Annotated in this window: 14 protein-coding genes; 8 read left to right on the forward strand and 6 right to left on the reverse strand. The window is 52.1% G+C overall.

What is annotated here, in order from left to right; all coding sequences use genetic code 11:
- Positions 1 to 12: 12 nt before the first annotated feature.
- Positions 13 to 351 (forward strand): YebY family protein, encoded by a 339-nt coding sequence (locus tag ACIPDS_RS10990; RefSeq protein ID WP_166514450.1) that lies wholly within the window; start codon positions 13 to 15, stop codon positions 349 to 351.
- A gap of 741 nt (positions 352 to 1092) precedes the next feature.
- Positions 1093 to 2028, forward strand: a complete 936-nt coding sequence (gene lpxP / locus ACIPDS_RS10995; RefSeq protein WP_400735610.1) for a kdo(2)-lipid IV(A) palmitoleoyltransferase — start codon at positions 1093 to 1095, stop codon at positions 2026 to 2028.
- 34 nt (positions 2029 to 2062) lie between these two features.
- Here lpxP and ACIPDS_RS11000 read toward each other — a convergent pair whose 3' ends face one another.
- From ACIPDS_RS11000 to yebS, 4 genes are all read right to left on the reverse strand, one after another.
- Positions 2063 to 2302 (reverse strand): YebV family protein, encoded by a 240-nt coding sequence (locus ACIPDS_RS11000; RefSeq protein ID WP_062776169.1) that lies wholly within the window; start codon positions 2300 to 2302, stop codon positions 2063 to 2065.
- Positions 2303 to 2414: 112 nt separating this feature from the next.
- Positions 2415 to 3854, reverse strand: coding sequence for a 16S rRNA (cytosine(1407)-C(5))-methyltransferase RsmF (gene rsmF, locus ACIPDS_RS11005; protein ID WP_400735374.1), 1440 nt, complete (start codon positions 3852 to 3854; stop codon positions 2415 to 2417).
- Between the two features lie 79 nt (positions 3855 to 3933).
- Positions 3934 to 6567 carry an MlaD family protein gene (locus tag ACIPDS_RS11010; RefSeq protein WP_400735376.1) on the reverse strand — a complete coding sequence of 878 codons (2634 nt, stop codon included), beginning with the start codon at positions 6565 to 6567 and terminating at the stop codon, positions 3934 to 3936.
- On the reverse strand, positions 6536 to 7819 hold the full coding sequence (yebS, locus tag ACIPDS_RS11015; protein WP_400735379.1) for a membrane integrity lipid transport subunit YebS: 1284 nt from the start codon (positions 7817 to 7819) through the stop codon (positions 6536 to 6538). Before yebS ends, ACIPDS_RS11010 begins: the two co-directional genes overlap by 32 nt.
- 143 nt (positions 7820 to 7962) lie before the next feature.
- On the opposite strand from yebS, the gene ACIPDS_RS11020 reads away from it, so the two are divergent.
- The 4 genes from ACIPDS_RS11020 to htpX all read left to right on the forward strand — a co-directional run bounded on the left by ACIPDS_RS11020 (position 7963) and on the right by htpX (position 12397).
- A complete protein-coding gene (locus ACIPDS_RS11020) occupies positions 7963 to 8460 on the forward strand; it encodes a GAF domain-containing protein (RefSeq protein ID WP_400735381.1) in 498 nt (165 codons plus the stop codon).
- A gap of 97 nt (positions 8461 to 8557) precedes the next feature.
- Positions 8558 to 9250 carry an RNA chaperone ProQ gene (proQ, locus tag ACIPDS_RS11025; protein ID WP_166513638.1) on the forward strand — a complete coding sequence of 231 codons (693 nt, stop codon included), beginning with the start codon at positions 8558 to 8560 and terminating at the stop codon, positions 9248 to 9250.
- A 19-nt stretch (positions 9251 to 9269) separates the two neighbouring features.
- Positions 9270 to 11318: a carboxy terminal-processing peptidase gene (gene prc / locus ACIPDS_RS11030; RefSeq protein ID WP_166513639.1), complete on the forward strand. Its 2049-nt coding sequence runs from the start codon at positions 9270 to 9272 to the stop codon at positions 11316 to 11318.
- Between the two features lie 194 nt (positions 11319 to 11512).
- Complete coding sequence (htpX, locus tag ACIPDS_RS11035; protein ID WP_166513640.1) at positions 11513 to 12397, forward strand: protease HtpX; 885 nt, start codon at positions 11513 to 11515, stop codon at positions 12395 to 12397.
- Positions 12398 to 12436: 39 nt separating this feature from the next.
- Here the strand turns inward: htpX and ACIPDS_RS11040 are convergent, their stop codons facing one another.
- Complete coding sequence (locus tag ACIPDS_RS11040; protein ID WP_400735385.1) at positions 12437 to 13810, reverse strand: MFS transporter; 1374 nt, start codon at positions 13808 to 13810, stop codon at positions 12437 to 12439.
- 178 nt (positions 13811 to 13988) lie between these two features.
- Here ACIPDS_RS11040 and kdgR point away from each other — a divergent pair, with 178 nt between their 5' ends.
- On the forward strand, positions 13989 to 14780 hold the full coding sequence (kdgR, locus tag ACIPDS_RS11045) for a DNA-binding transcriptional regulator KdgR (protein WP_400735387.1): 792 nt from the start codon (positions 13989 to 13991) through the stop codon (positions 14778 to 14780).
- Between the two features lie 47 nt (positions 14781 to 14827).
- Here kdgR and ACIPDS_RS11050 read toward each other — a convergent pair whose 3' ends face one another.
- Positions 14828 to 15067 (reverse strand): YobH family protein, encoded by a 240-nt coding sequence (locus ACIPDS_RS11050; RefSeq protein ID WP_166513643.1) that lies wholly within the window; start codon positions 15065 to 15067, stop codon positions 14828 to 14830.
- Positions 15068 to 15235: 168 nt separating this feature from the next.
- On the opposite strand from ACIPDS_RS11050, the gene mgrB reads away from it, so the two are divergent.
- Entirely contained in the window at positions 15236 to 15379 is a 144-nt protein-coding gene (mgrB, locus tag ACIPDS_RS11055; protein ID WP_166513644.1) for a PhoP/PhoQ regulator MgrB, read from the forward strand.
- The last annotated feature ends 40 nt before the right edge of the window (positions 15380 to 15419 follow it).

Consider the following 15419-nt stretch of genomic DNA (forward strand, 5'->3'; position numbering starts at 1 on the left):
AAAAATGGCGAAATTATGAAAAAAATGATCCTTTCTTTATTGCTGCTAAGCGTGTCGAGTTCGGCGCTGGCGGCGCAGGTTATCACGGTCAGTCGTTTTGAGGTGGGTAAAGACAAATGGGCCTTTAACCGTGAAGAGGTGATGCTGACCTGCCGGGCGGGCAATGCGCTGTATGTCATAAACCCAAGCACCCTGGTTCAATACCCGTTGAACGATATCGCACAAGAACAGGTCAAGGCCGGAAAAACGAAGGCGCAGCCGCTTGAGATAATCCAGGTTGATGATCCTAAGAATCCTGGCGTGAAAATGAGTCTGGCGCCGTTTATTGAGCGGGCGGAGAAGCTTTGCTAAGTATCCGTATATCTGGTTGAAAACTAATAAAAAACCGCAGTCTTTCTGATGAAATGGCTGCGGTTTTTTGATTTTATGCCGTTTTTGGGACGAAAATTTTCCGCTCACGCAGGGCGTGGACTGGAAAACCTGTCACGGTCATCTATTCTTATAAGGCAAGGCGATTGAGCCTGCATTAATGCCAACTTTTAGCGCACGGCTCTCTCCCAAGAGCCATTTCCCTGGACCGAATACAGGAATCGTATTCGGTCTCTTTTTGCCTGCTGAATACGCCCGGCAGGACAAACAGCGTCATCATACCGCGTGCTTGTTACACCAATGTAAACAGATTTAAGCTGCCATCCAAGCATTTTTTCATCTATTTTGTGAAATTATTTTTCCCGCAATACTGAGCCCATTCGCTCTCGCGCATTTTATTTTTCCAGGAGTCTTCCTGATTAAATAAAAAGATCAATGAGTAATAATATGAACGTACGACAATTGGGGTATTATTTCGTCCTGTTACTAAAATTCTCTATTTTTTTTTCAGAAAAAGGTGCATGCTTGCGTCGAATTTTGCCACAGCTTGCCACGCCACGCCACGTCTCTTGCTGCCTCTGTGATGTTTTGTAAAAAATCATACAGATAGTGAATTTGTCGAACGTAATACTGTCCAACCATTATACGTATCGCATAAAGATAGATGAACGGAATCATTTTTTCCTTTGGCGTTACCTGTGCTCCACGTTACTGGAATAAATGATGTTCAAAAATTTTGATTTTAGCTTACTTCACCCGCGTAATGGGTTGAAGTGGTTCGCTTTGGCCGCCTTATGGTTGGTTGTTCAACTTCCTTATCCACTCTTGCATGTTCTTGGCACTTCCGTTGGTAAAGCATCACGTCGATTTTTAAAACGCCGTGAACGTATTGCTACGCGTAATATTGAACTCTGTTTTCCCAACATGGACCCTGCTCAGCGGGAAAAGCTGATTGAGCAGAACTTTATGTCGCTCGGCATGGGGCTTATCGAAACCGGCATGGCCTGGTTCTGGAGCGATGCCCGCGTCAAAAAATGGTTTGATGTGGACGGCTACAGCAACCTGATGAAAGCGCTCAATGAGCAGCGCGGCGTGATGGTTGTAGGCGTTCACTTTATGTCATTAGAATTGGGTGGCCGGGCAATGGGCCTGTGTCGTCCGATGATGGCAACCTATCGCCCACATAACGATCCGCTAATGGAATGGGTGCAGACCACCGGTCGCCTGCGTTCCAATAAAGCGATGATCGACCGCCGTAATCTGCGTGGCTTAGTCCAGTCGCTGAAAGCGGGTGAGGCCGTATGGTTCGCTCCCGATCAGGACTATGGCCCTAAGGGCAGCGTGTTCGCGCCATTTTTCTCGGTAAGCGAAGCGGCAACCACTAACGGCACAAACGTCCTGTCGCGCTTATCCGGCGCCGCCATGCTGACGGTGACCATGGTGCGTAAATCGCACAAGAAAGGCTATACCTTGCATATCAGCGAAGCGATGACCGATTACCCGAAAGGGGATGAAATTTCGGCAGCCTGCTATATGAACAAAATTATCGAACGTGAAATTCTGCGCGCGCCTGAGCAGTACCTGTGGGTGCATCGCCGGTTTAAAACGCGGCCGCGGGGAGAAGCGTCCCTCTACAAGGTTGCTACACAAGCCAAATAATAAATAACCCGCCTGCTGGCGGGTTCTTTTTGGGCTAAGCAAGGCGCATAACCCAGGCGTCGGAAGGTTGGTCGTAGTGTTTACGATAAAGGACGGACTGTTCGCCATCGAGAAGTGCAGGGATGCTGATATCCGCGTCCCAGGCATCAAGCTGCATGCATAAATCGGGATCGGACTTACAAGGAATACTTAACGTTCGCTCGCCGTGCTGCTCGGCATGCAGCACGGCATCATCAATTTCAAATGCGCCGATGCGTACGCTGGTTTTGCTCATAATGCTCTCCGTTACTCTGCTGACCGGTGGTGGTACGACCAGTTAGGCCGTACCTTTCAGCCTAGTCAACGCGGAGATTTATGCCAGTCAAAAAATGCGTTTTTTTTATTTGCTATGCCGACCGGTTGGTAAACAGCTTGCCATCACGCACCAGCTCACGTGGATAGCTGTTTTTCAGGCGTGAATTTATGCGTTTGGCGAGCCCCAGCGGGAATCCCTGGAAGGTGACAATAACATCATCATATTGCGGGATTTGCTGAGGGTAAACGTCGCGACCGCGATACCACTCCTGCGCTTCTATAGGCGTTAACTCATGCCCGAGCTTGCTGGTTTTTGCCAGCGCTATCACCGCTTCGTGCTGCCAGCGGAAACCTTTATTGTGGGTTTCGGCAAGTTTAATACCGATGCGTGAAAAACGAACTTTACCCAGCAGCGGCGCGATCTCTTTTGGGAATAACCAGATCTCTTTGTCACGTTGCCATAGCGTTAATGCGTCATCCCATTCGATGCCGACGTTTCTCGCCGCATCGGAAACTGCGGCAGACTCGCGCGTTTTCATCGGGGTGAAGGGGAATTTCCCCACTTTGTAACCCGGAGCGGGCAGCGCATCGATAGACGCTGTTTTGTGCAGGCGGGCGACGAAAAAACCTTCGCAGTCGTAAATTTGTGGGAAAACGTGCAGGTAGCCCTCAGGGGTCAGGGCCTGTTTTGCCGTAGGGAACAGATCGCCAAGCGGCGAGACCGTTACGGCCTCCGGGTAGCGTTCCAGCAGCCAGGCCACGACTGACTCATTTTCTTCACGGTTCAATGTACAGGTGGAATAGACCAGCGTCCCGCCCGGACGCAGTGCATGGAAGGCGCTTTCAATCAGTTCGCGCTGAGTTTGGGCAATCTCGAGATTGCTGGCTTCTGACCAGTTTTTTAGCGCATCCGCATCTTTTCGCACCACGCCTTCACCTGAGCAGGGGGCATCAAGCAAAATGGCATCAAAGCACTCGGGCAGTGCGGCCCCGAAAACGCGGCCGTCGAAATGGGTTAAGGCCGTGTTGCTGATCCCGCAGCGGCTGATATTGGCATGCAGTACTTTGACGCGGCTGGCGGAGAATTCATTCGCCAGCAACATGCCGCGATTATTCATCCGCGCGGCAATCTGCGTGGTTTTTGAGCCCGGAGCGGCGGCAACATCCATGACGCGCTCGGGGGCTAATCCTTCGGCGAACAGTGCGGCAACCGGCAGCATTGAGCTGGCTTCCTGAATATAAAACAGGCCGCTTAGATGCTCTGCGGTACTACCCAGCGGTAATTCTTCTTCATCCTCGCGCTCAATCCAGAACCCTTCCGCACACCAGGGCACGGCCGTTAACTGCCAGCCGTAGGGCGCCACCAGCGCCAGAAAATCATCGACCGTAATTTTGAGCGTATTAACGCGAATGCTGCGGCGCAGTGGGCGCTTGCAGGCGTCAATAAATTCGTCAAAGGAGAGATGAGCAGGCATGGCCTCACGCATTTGCGCAAGGAATTGTTCGGGGAAATAGACTGAGTTTTGAGCCACGGGTGCTTACCACAAGGAGATAAAGAGCGCGCAGTCTACCAGAAAAAAGCGCCGGTGGCAGGCACCGGCGCTCAGGGAATTAACGCGGCAGGGCGGTACCCCACTCGCGCCACTCTTTAGGTTCAGACTCCAGCAGCAGGAAGTGCTTACCTTCTTGCGCTTTCGGCGCCAGCGGTATCCCCGGTGGAGTAGCGAAAGCGATACCGCCACGAATGAACTGGTTGAAGGTGCCGGTTTTCACCACGCCGCCAATCAGGCCAAAGTCGAGACTGTAACCGGAGGCCAGCCAGAAGACGGAATTATTGCGCACCAGATGCTGATAACGCTGACCGATGCGCATTTCAATCATCACGCGGTCAGAGAGGCTGCCCAGACGCAGGCCGGTCACCGTACCCACTTCCAGACCACGGAACAGAATCGGTGTGCCGATATTCAGTGAACCCGCTTCCGGGGCCTCCACCACGATGTTCAGGCCATTGAGATAACGCGAATCGGAAATGGTGGCTTCCTGCAACTCAAAATCGCGGCGCATTTCACCGTGCCCCGGTTCGACGTTCACGTAAGGCTGAAGCAGGGTATCAAGATGTTCAACGCCGGCAGCAGAGATCTGCGGTGTGATCACCGAGAAGCGGGTGCCGCGACGGGCGAACGTGCTCACATATTCAGGATAGAGCACCGCGCTGGCTTCAACCTCGTTGCGAGAAGCGTTCAGTTTGAGGTCTTGCACCTGACCAATATCGATGCCCAGATAGCGGATTGGCATCCCTGAAGAGAGCTTATCGGCATCAAAGGCGTGCAGGGTGATTTGCCCCCCAATGGCGCGAGCAGCAGTCTCTGAGGCAAAGAGCACGCGCTTATCGCCCTTACGGATACCGTTTTTGGCTTCGTTGAAGTTATCGAAGCTGACCGCGCCTTTAAGAGCCCGCGATAGCGGTGAAGCCTGCACCGTTAGGCCGCTGCCGTTAAGCTGCACTTTCGCGCCGCCTTCCGCCCAGAAAACGCTATTGGCCGTCAACAGTGAACGGTATTCGGGTTTGATATGCACCGCGATGTCAAAAGCATTGGCCCGCGGTTGTACGGAGGTTATCTCACCCACCTGGAACTTACGGTAAAGCACCACGGAGCCGCTTTGAATATCAGGGAGCGTTTCTGCCGTCAGCATCAGCGTCGTGGTAGGGAAATCGCTCAGGCTGTTTTCCTGCGCTTTTTCCAGGTTTGCGTACAGCGGATAGTTGGCTTTCATCGGGCCTTTTTCGCCCGGCAAAATACGAATGCCGCCGCTTAACCACTCATTAGGGCTAGCGCCGAGGAACTCAACGCCATCAATACCCACCTTAACGTCCATTTTGCTGTTAACCACAAACTTGCTGTCACCGTGGACCAGATTGCGGTATTGCGGGTCGATTGCGATGGCAAATTCGATGCCTTTGGCGCTCAGCGTGCGTTGTAGTACCTGACCAATTTTAACCCCGTGCAGCATAATCGGTTGGCCGCCTTCAATGCCGTAACTTTCCGGTGCAGTCAGGGATAACGTCATCACGCCGGGCTGTTGCAGTAAGGTTTTGTCGGCGGCGAGTACCGTAAAGTGGTCTTTCGGTTCACCGTCGCCCGGCACCAGTTCAAAGGTGCTGCCGGTCAGCAGCATACTGAGATTAGGATTATCCAGCGTCAGCTTCGGTTGATGCAGTTCAATGCGGGTTTTTTCCCGTAACAGCGTGACGACGCTTGGATCTACGGTCATTTCTCCGCTGACTGAGCCATCATCATTAAGCGTGAGCTTAGACAGCTGTCCGACTTCAAGCCCCTGATAAAGCATTGCCGTGGAGCCCGCTTTCAGCCCGTCACCGCTAGGTAACTGAAGCTTAATAATGACACCGCGCTGACTGTGCGCGAGATCCTCATACAATCCGTATTCATCATTTTGATCGGCATTTTTGGAGTTAGCCGGAGAATCAAATGCAATCGCGCCATTGACCAGCGCCGCCAGGCTTTCAAGCTGAACTTTCGCGCCAGCTAATCCCACATCTGCTTTCACACCGGAGACATTCCAGAAACGGCTGCCTTTTTTCACCAGATTGGTGAAGCGGCGCTCAATCAGCACGTCGATGGTTACCCCCTGATTGTTGGGGTTAATGGCGTAATCATAAACGCGACCGACGGGAATTTTGCGGAAATAAACCAGAGAACCGCTGCTAAGGGAGCCGAGATCGGGCGCATGCAGATGGATCATCAGCTCGCCATTGTTAAGGCGATATTTGGGCTGAGTATCGAGGGCGGTGAAACGCTCGCGCGGTTCGCCTTTACCTGGCATCATGCCGATATAGTTACCGCCGACCAGCGCATCAAGCCCGGAGACGCCAGCCAGAGAGGCTTTTGGTGTCACCAGCCAGAATTGCGTTTCTTCGCGCAGCGCATCTTCCATATCGCTTTTGATACTCGCGCGCACCTCGATTTTGCTGCGGTCGCTGGCCAGACGAATATCCTGTACCGTCCCAACCTCAACCCCCTGGAAGCGCACCGGTGTACGTCCCGGCACGATACCGTCCGCCGACATAAAGTCGATGGTGATGGTTGTGCCCCGGTCTTCAAAGCTATTCCAGATAAGCCACCCGGCTATCAGCAAGGCAATAACCGGCAGTAGCCAGAACGGCGAAATGCGACGTTTTGTTTTAATTCGCGCTTCAGTCTGTGAAGCGTGCGTTTCCTGACTCATGTGCATCCCAAAGTAATCGGCTGTCCAGCCACTCAACAGCAAGAATAGTTAATATTACCGCAGCACCAAAATAAAACGCAGCGGGGCCCATTGTGAACGCGAGCAACTGGTCGCGATTGATGAGCGACATGGTTAACGAAATCACGAACAGGTCGAGCATTGACCAGCGGCCAATCCAGGTGACAAAACGCAGCAGCAGTATACGCGTGCGCAGCCCCTGTTCGCATTTAAAATGGATGCTGATAAGCAGCGTCAGCATCACAATAATCTTAGTAAACGGCACCAGAATACTGGCAATGAATACCACCGCCGCTACCGCAATATTGCTGCTTGCCAGCGACATAATGCCTGACAGTATCGTGTCTTCCTGGCGTCCTCCATTCACATAGATTATGGAAATAGGTAGCAGGTTGGCGGGAAAAATAAACACGATAGAGGCGATAAGCGCGGCCCAGCTTTTCTGCAAACTTTGTCGCCGACGAAAGCGGAGAGGCGTATGGCAACGACGACAGCGGCCGCGATTGTCGGCAAAGCCGGTGTAATGGCACCCAAGGCACACGCGAAGATTGCTATCAGGCCGGGTGGCAGGACGTTGGGGATAAAAACGCTCCCAGAGCTGTTCGATGTTAAGGTGAATGAGCGTCAAAATGCTCAGTACCACCAGCGAGATAAACGCAAACAGGCCAATTCCCGGCTGCAAAAAGGCATAATCCTGAACCTTAATCGACGCAACAGCGATACCGATAAGGTAGATATCCAGCATCACCCACTCTTTAAGTTTGTCCAGCATCAGCAGTACCGGCCGGAGATTCATGCCGAGAATATTGCCAAACCAGAGATAGGCAATGGCTATCACCAGTACCGCCGGTGCGGCAACGGTACAGAAAAAGACCATGGCGGCCGTGATCGGATCTCCGCCGTAGGTCATCTGCCAGATCCCCGATAGCAGGGTCGCATCGATGCGCACGCCCAGCAGATAAAGTCGCAGCAGCGGTTCGCTCCAGGCGAAAGGCATCAGCAGCAGCATTGCAATCGCCATGGCGCCCAGACGGGTCAGCGACCAGTCTCGTCCATCACGAACTTTGGCATCGCAGCGCGGACAATAGGCGCGTTGCGATGATTTTACGACCGGTAACCGAAAAAGCGTATCGCACTGGGGGCAACGTTGGTAATGTGCCCAGGGTAGTGGTTCGATAACGGTGTGAATTCGGATTTTTTTCGTCGGCGTTATACGTGAAGTTATCAGTGCCATTTATTACATTGAGAAATGAATGTATAAATCTATATTAACCTAAGTATGGATTCATCTTGAGCCCGAGCGCACTTAATGCGTATTTTATGAGACCGTAAACTGGGTATCGAATCAGTAACATCGCAAACAATAGTGATTAAATAATGACCAAAACAGAGTTTTATACGGATCTTAACCGTGATTTTCAGGCATTGATGGCAGGTGAAACGAGTTTTCTAGCGGTAATCTCCAATACTAGCGCGCTGTTATATGAGCGCCTGTCAGAGGTAAATTGGGCAGGTTTTTATTTACTGGAAGGTGACTCGTTGGTTCTGGGGCCGTTCCAGGGCAAAATTGCATGCGTGCGTATCCCTGTTGGTCGCGGTGTTTGCGGTACCGCCGTGGCGCAAAATCGCGTGCAGCGCATCGCAGATGTTCATGCTTTTGATGGCCATATCGCCTGTGATGCCGCAAGTAATTCGGAAATTGTCTTGCCTATCCAGGTTAATAATCAGGTTATTGGCGTACTGGATATCGACAGCACGGTATTCTCGCGTTTTAGCGAAGAAGATGAATCAGGCCTGGTAGAACTGGTCGGCCACCTTCAAAAAGTGCTTGAAGCCACCGATTATCAAAAATTCTTTGCACCCGTCGCAGGATAATCAACGGATAACGTAGCATTTACGGACGACGTCATTATAATGTCGCCTGTTCATGCCTGCGGCTAGTTGGCTACGTCCGTTGTAATCAGGAAATTTCATGGAAAATCAACCTAAGTTGAATAGCAGTAAAGAAGTTATCGCATTTTTGGCCGAACGTTTCCCGCAGTGTTTTAGCGCGGAAGGTGAAGCTCGCCCCCTGAAAGTCGGTATTTTTCAGGATCTCGTCGAGCGTGTTGAAGGGGAAATGAACCTCAGCAAAACGCAATTACGTTCAGCATTACGCCTTTATACCTCAAGCTGGCGCTACCTTTACGGCATCAAAGCCGGTGCCGTCCGTGTTGATCTCGATGGCAACCCATGTGGTGAACTCGACGAGCAACACGTTGCACATGCGCGTCAGCAGCTTGAAGAAGCTAAAGCTCGCGTTCAGGCGCAGCGCGCTGAACAGCAGGCTAAGAAACGCGAAGCGGCCGCTGCCGCAGGCGAGGCGGGTGATGCGCCACGTCGTGAGCGTAAGCCACGTCCACCGGTGCGTCGTAAAGAAGGGGCAGAGCGTAAGCCGCGCGCAGCCGCTGCACAACCTGCCGCTAAGCCAGTTCGCGAAGTTCGTGAAGAAAAACTGACTCCGGTATCCGACTTATCTGTGTTGACTGTCGGTCAATCCTTGAAAGTTAAAGCGGGCAACAACGCAATGGACGCCACGATTCTCGAAATCACCAAAGACGGCGTTCGCGTGCAGCTTACTTCTGGTATGTCAATGATTGTACGCGCAGAACACCTGGTGTTCTGAAACGGAGGCCGGGCCAGGCATGAACACATTTTTTAGGCTCTCCGCGCTTGCTGGCCTGTTATTACTAACAGGCCAGGCCGTAGCGGTTGAAGATATTACCCGTGCTGACCAGCTTCCGGTTCTCAAGGAAGAAACTCAGCACGCGACGGTCAGCGAGCGTGTCACCTCACGCTTTACCCGTTCCCATTACCGTCAGTTCGATCTCGACAAGGCTTTTTCAGCCAAAATCTTTAATCGCTACCTGAATTTGCTCGACTACAGCCACAACGTACTGCTGGCGGGTGATGTTGAGCAATTTGCGGCGAAGAAAGGGCAGATTGGCGACGAGCTGCGCTCAGGCAAACTGGACGTTTTTTACGACCTGTATAACCTGGCGCAAAAACGTCGCTTTGAGCGTTATGAGTATGCGCTGAAGGTGCTTGAACGTCCGATGGACTTCACCGGCACTGACACCTTTAACCTCGATCGCTCAAAGGCGCCGTGGCCAAAAGATCAGGCCGAGCTGGATAAGCTGTGGGATGGCAAGGTTAAGTACGACCAGTTGAGTTTGAAACTGGCGGGCAAAGACGACAAAGAGATCCACGACACGCTGGCGCGTCGCTACAAATTCGCCATCCGTCGTCTGGCGCAGACGAACAGCGAAGATGTGTTCTCGTTAGCGATGACCTCTTTTGCGCGTGAAATCGATCCGCACACTAACTACCTGTCACCACGCAATACCGAACAGTTCAATACTGAAATGAGCCTGTCTCTGGAAGGTATTGGTGCGGTGCTGCAAATGGACGACGACTACACCGTTATCAACTCCATGGTAGCGGGCGGCCCGGCGGCGAAAAGCAAAGCGATAAGCGTTGGCGATCGCATTGTTGGCGTGGGTCAGTCAGGCAAAGGTATGGTCGATGTGATTGGCTGGCGTCTTGACGACGTTGTCGCCTTGATCAAAGGGCCGAAAGGCAGCAAGGTTCGCCTGGAAGTTCTGCCTGCCGGTAAAGGTTCGAAAACCCGCATTGTCACGCTGACTCGCGAACGCATTCGTCTTGAAGACCGGGCGGTGAAAATGTCGGTCAAGGGCGTTGGCAAGGATAAAGTCGGCGTTCTCGATATTCCTGGCTTCTACGTGGGTCTGACCGAAGATGTGAAAGTACAGCTGCAAAAGCTGGAAAAACAGAATGTCAGCAGCGTGATTATCGATCTGCGCAGCAACGGCGGCGGGGCGCTGACTGAAGCGGTATCGCTTTCCGGTCTGTTTATTCCGTCCGGGCCGGTCGTGCAGGTGCGTGATAACAACGGTAAAGTTCGCGAAGATAGCGATACCGATGGCGTTGTCTATTACAAAGGGCCGCTGGTGGTTCTGGTCGACCGCTTTAGTGCGTCAGCATCAGAAATTTTTGCTGCTGCGATGCAGGACTATGGCCGCGCGCTTATCGTTGGTGAACCGACATTCGGGAAAGGCACCGTACAGCAGTATCGCTCGTTGAATCGTATTTACGATCAGATGCTGCGACCTGAGTGGCCGGCGCTGGGCTCTGTCCAGTACACCATCCAGAAGTTCTACCGCATCAACGGCGGTAGTACCCAGCGTAAAGGGGTGACCCCGGATATTCTGATGCCAACCGGCAAGGAAGAGACCGAAACGGGTGAGAAGTTCGAAGACAACGCACTGCCGTGGGACAGCGTTAATGCTGCCACCTATGTGAAGTCAGGCGATATGGCGCCGTTCGAACCTGAGCTACTGAAGCTGCACGATCAACGTATTGCGAAAGATCCCGAGTTCCAGTACATCGTGAAAGACATTGCCCACTTCAATGCGTTGAAAGATAAGCGCAATATTGCTTCTCTGAATTACGCTCAGCGTCTGAAAGAGAACGATGAAGATGATGCAACGCGTCTGGCGCGGATTAACGATCGCTATAAGCGTGAAGGAAAACCGCCGCTGAAGAAACTCGACGATTTGCCGAAGGATTACAAAGAACCGGATCCTTACCTTGATGAGACGGTTAAAATAGCCGTGGATCTGGCGAAGCTCGAAAAAGCGAATCCTGCCGAGCAACCCGCAGCAAGCAAATAACCCCCAACAGGCACAAGCAATTGTGCCTGTTTTTTTTAGCTCTCACATCTTCTCGTCAACAACTATGCTACAAAATGTAAAGTTGTGTCTTTCTCGTGACTTAGCCTGGCCTAATCGTTGAAAATTGCCGTATTGCCCTTACGATATGGGTAATCGCATAGTGCGTTTTGTTAAAATGAGGTTAAAAGTTAATTATGATGCGAATCGCGCTCTTCCTGATGACCAACCTGGCAGTGATGGTTGTGTTTGGGCTGGTGCTAAGCCTGACAGGAATTCAGTCGAGCAGCATAACGGGTCTGCTGATCATGGCGCTGCTATTTGGTTTTGGCGGTTCTATTATTTCGTTGATGATGTCGAAGTGGATGGCGTTGAAGTCGGTAGGTGGTGAGGTTATTGAGCAGCCACGTAACGAGCAGGAACGCTGGTTGATGGCAACCGTGGCCCGTCAGGCCCAGCAGGTCGGTATTGCGATGCCTCAGGTTGCTCTGTATCACGCGCCGGATATTAACGCCTTTGCCACCGGCGCACGTCGTGATGCCTCCCTGGTCGCGGTGAGTACCGGTCTGTTGCAGAATATGAGCCGTGACGAAGCGGAAGCGGTTATTGCTCACGAGATTAGCCACATCGCCAACGGTGATATGGTTACCATGACGCTGATTCAGGGTATCGTGAACACCTTTGTTATCTTTGTCTCACGCATTATTGCGCAGATTGCGGCCGGTTTTCTCGGCGGTAACCGCGATGAAGGTGAAGAAGGCGGCAATGGTAATCCGCTGATCTATTTTGCTGTTTCCATGGTTCTGGAACTGGTGTTTGGGATCCTGGCGAGCATTATCACCATGTGGTTCTCACGCTACCGTGAATTCCACGCCGACGCAGGTTCGGCGAAACTGGTAGGTCGTGAAAAGATGATTGCCGCGCTGCAACGTCTGAAAACCAGCTACGAGCCCCAGGAAGCCAGCAGCATGATGGCGTTTTGCATTAACGGTAAGTCGAAATCATTGAGCGAAATGTTCATGACGCACCCGCCGTTGGATAAACGTATCGAAGCGCTGCGTAGCGGCGAATACATGAAGTAACAAACAAGCGCCTCTATTGAGGCGCTTTTCAATTGTACCCTAACTCCGGGCCCGAGGCTGGGTGATGCGTAAACCACTAAACAGCGTCGCGACGACCGCCAGGCTACCCGCGAGCAGCAGCGAAACGTGAGTTCCGCCATTGCCAAACGCGTTGAACATCAGCGCAACCAGCGCAGCACCGGTACTCTGACCCAATAGACGCGCCGTACCCAGCATCCCACTCGCGCCACCGCTGCGGTTACGCGGGGCAGAGGCAATAATCGTGTGGTTGTTTGGTGACTGGAACAGACCAAAGCCTGCGCCGCACAACAGCATACGCCAGATAATATCGATATCACTGGGGGAGGCCGGCAGCATCGCCATCGCAAATAGCCCACAGGCCATTATGCCCATTCCCAGTGCGCCCAATAAGCCCGCATGAACCCGCTCAATCATGTAACCCGCCAATGGCGCCATTACCATTGTCGCCAGCGGCCACGGCGTCAACAGCAGCCCGGTTTCCACTTCGCTACGACCGATAATACTTTGCAGGAAGAAGGGCAGCGATACCATCGCCAGCATCTGGGCACAGAATGAACAGATAGAGGTGCAAATGGACAGGGAAAACAGCGGAATACGCAGCAGATCGACCGGCAGTAGCGGTACCGGCAGACGCAGCTGGCGACGCACAAAGAAGAAGCCAATCACCAGCAATGCGACCACTTCAGCCATTACCAGCGTAATGGACTGGCCTTGAGCAAAACCGCTTAATGCGGTAATCAGCAAGCCAAAGGTGAGGGCATTCATCACCGCACTTGGCAGGTCGAAGCGCTGGGTCTGACTGCGGGTACCGTTGGACGGCAGGAATCGCACCGCCAGCAGCCAGGCGATAATCCCTAGCGGAACGTTAATCAGAAACAGCCATTGCCAGGAGGCCAGCGACAGAATTGCAGCGGCAATGGTTGGCCCCGCGGCAGAAGAGACGGCGACCACGAACGAGTTAATCCCCATTCCGCGCCCGAGCTGCCGCTGGGGATAAATCAGACGAATCAGCGCGGTGTTCACGCTCATCAACGCCGCGCCGCCAAAGCCTTGCGCAATACGCGCGAGGGTTAGCATTTCCAGCGAATGTGAGAAGGCGCACAGCAGCGAGGTTAGGGTAAAGACCACGAGGCCGGCTTTATAGATGCGATGGTAGCCAATCATATCGCCGAGAAAGGAGAGCGACAGTAAAGAGATGACGATGGCTATTTGATAGGCGTTCACTATCCAGATAGAGGCTGCCGGCGATGCGTTGAGGTCGGTGGCAATGGTGGGTAATGCCACGTTGGCAATCGCACCGTCTAACACGGCCATGGTGATACCAATAACAATGGTCAGGATGGCGCCGTAACGCTGGGGGACGGGCAGGCCATCAATCAGGGGTCTAGTCATGAGAAGAAACTTGTTTTCAGGGAAATAATTAAGCAAGAAATGATTCTAGCATTGATTAATCTATTGAATGTCGCAGATTTGTAACCAGGTCACAGAAGTTTCATTGCTACAAAGGCATTGCGAAATTATAATAAAAACCGGTTCTAATATTTATAAAACAGTTGCGATGAGGTGATAAATGTCAGCAGCGGATTTGGACAAGCAGCCAGATTCTGTCTCTTCGGTACTAAAGGTTTTTGGTATCCTGCAGGCACTTGGCGAAGAACGCGAAATCGGTATTACTGAACTTTCGCAGCGCGTCATGATGTCGAAAAGCACCGTTTATCGCTTTTTGCAGACCATGAAATCGTTAGGGTATGTTGCCCAGGAAGGGGAGTCCGAAAAGTATTCGCTCACGCTGAAACTGTTTGAGTTGGGTGCTCGCGCATTACAGAACGTCGATTTGATTCGTAGCGCAGATATTCAGATGCGTGAATTGTCTCGTTTAACCAAAGAGACCATTCACCTGGGCGCGCTGGATGAAGACTCAATTGTCTACATCCACAAGATTGATTCTATGTATAACCTGCGTATGTACTCCCGTGTGGGACGTCGTAACCCGTTGTACAGTACGGCAATTGGTAAGGTTCTTCTGGCCTGGCGCGAGACTGACGAAGTGCGTCAGATCCTTGACGGCGTTGAGTTCAAGGTGAGCACTGACCGCACTATTGCCAATACTGATGAGCTTATCACTGTGCTGTCGCAGGTGCGTAAGCAGGGTTATGGCGAAGATAACGAAGAGCAGGAAGAAGGTCTGCGGTGTATCGGGGTACCGGTATTTGACCGCTTTGGCGTGGTTATCGCGGGCTTGAGTATCTCGTTCCCGACGCTACGCTTCTCAGAAGAGCGTCTGCATGAGTACGTAGCGATGCTGCATACGGCTGCACGTAAAATTTCAGAGCAAATGGGTTATAACGATTATCCATTCTGAGTCTGAGACAAAATGCCCGGGGTTACCGGGTATTTTTTTGTCCATTTTTAGCCTTCGTCTACCACGCTTGCGCTTTTACGCAGCAGCGGGCAGCTCGGCCGACCGACAACGCCGTTGTCGCCATGAAGATAAAATGCCGTGCTGAATCCTTGTGCCGTCAGATATTTACACTGTAACCCCAGACCACCCGCGGTTTTCTGACTTCCCGCCAGTACGCCATAGCCGCTCATTAAGACCCCAATGGCAACAATCGCCAGGAAAATGACGGTTCGGATAAACAAGCGCATAGGAATTCCTCTTCTATTATTTTCTGCATAGATAATACGATACTTCGTTGATGAATTGACACAAGTCTATGATTCCTAAAAGCAGGAGATGCCGTTACAGTTAGCCGCGGTTTAAGGTTAGCATGCTAACCTGATTGCATCTGAATAAGAATTCATGCGGAGAGTGGAGTGAAAAAGTTTCGGTGGGTATTATTAATACTCGTAATCGCTGCCTGCCTGCTGCTGTGGACCCAGATGATCAACGTGATGTGCGATCAGGATGTCCAGTTCTTCAGCGGCGTTTGCAGCATTAACAGGTATATACCCTGGTAAAACATTTTTGCCGGTAGCGATTTCCTTCCGTAATGTGAGT

Origin of the sequence: Kluyvera sp. NPDC087067 (assembly GCF_044745165.1) — a bacterium.
GTDB lineage: Bacteria > Pseudomonadota > Gammaproteobacteria > Enterobacterales > Enterobacteriaceae > Kluyvera.

Excerpts from the sequence above, each read along its gene's own strand:
- ACIPDS_RS11040 (WP_400735385.1), bottom strand. The coding sequence starts at position 13,810 with ATGACTAGACCCCTGATTGATGGCCTGCCCGTCCCCCAGCGTTACGGC.
- yebS (WP_400735379.1), bottom strand. The coding sequence starts at position 7,819 with ATGGCACTGATAACTTCACGTATAACGCCGACGAAAAAAATCCGAATT.
- ACIPDS_RS11000 (WP_062776169.1), bottom strand. The coding sequence starts at position 2,302 with ATGAGCAAAACCAGCGTACGCATCGGCGCATTTGAAATTGATGATGCC.
- ACIPDS_RS11050 (WP_166513643.1), bottom strand. The coding sequence starts at position 15,067 with ATGCGCTTGTTTATCCGAACCGTCATTTTCCTGGCGATTGTTGCCATT.
- kdgR (WP_400735387.1), top strand. The coding sequence starts at position 13,989 with ATGTCAGCAGCGGATTTGGACAAGCAGCCAGATTCTGTCTCTTCGGTA.
- prc (WP_166513639.1), top strand. The coding sequence starts at position 9,270 with ATGAACACATTTTTTAGGCTCTCCGCGCTTGCTGGCCTGTTATTACTA.
- lpxP (WP_400735610.1), top strand. The coding sequence starts at position 1,093 with ATGTTCAAAAATTTTGATTTTAGCTTACTTCACCCGCGTAATGGGTTG.
- ACIPDS_RS11010 (WP_400735376.1), bottom strand. The coding sequence starts at position 6,567 with ATGAGTCAGGAAACGCACGCTTCACAGACTGAAGCGCGAATTAAAACA.
- proQ (WP_166513638.1), top strand. The coding sequence starts at position 8,558 with ATGGAAAATCAACCTAAGTTGAATAGCAGTAAAGAAGTTATCGCATTT.
- ACIPDS_RS11020 (WP_400735381.1), top strand. The coding sequence starts at position 7,963 with ATGACCAAAACAGAGTTTTATACGGATCTTAACCGTGATTTTCAGGCA.
- htpX (WP_166513640.1), top strand. The coding sequence starts at position 11,513 with ATGATGCGAATCGCGCTCTTCCTGATGACCAACCTGGCAGTGATGGTT.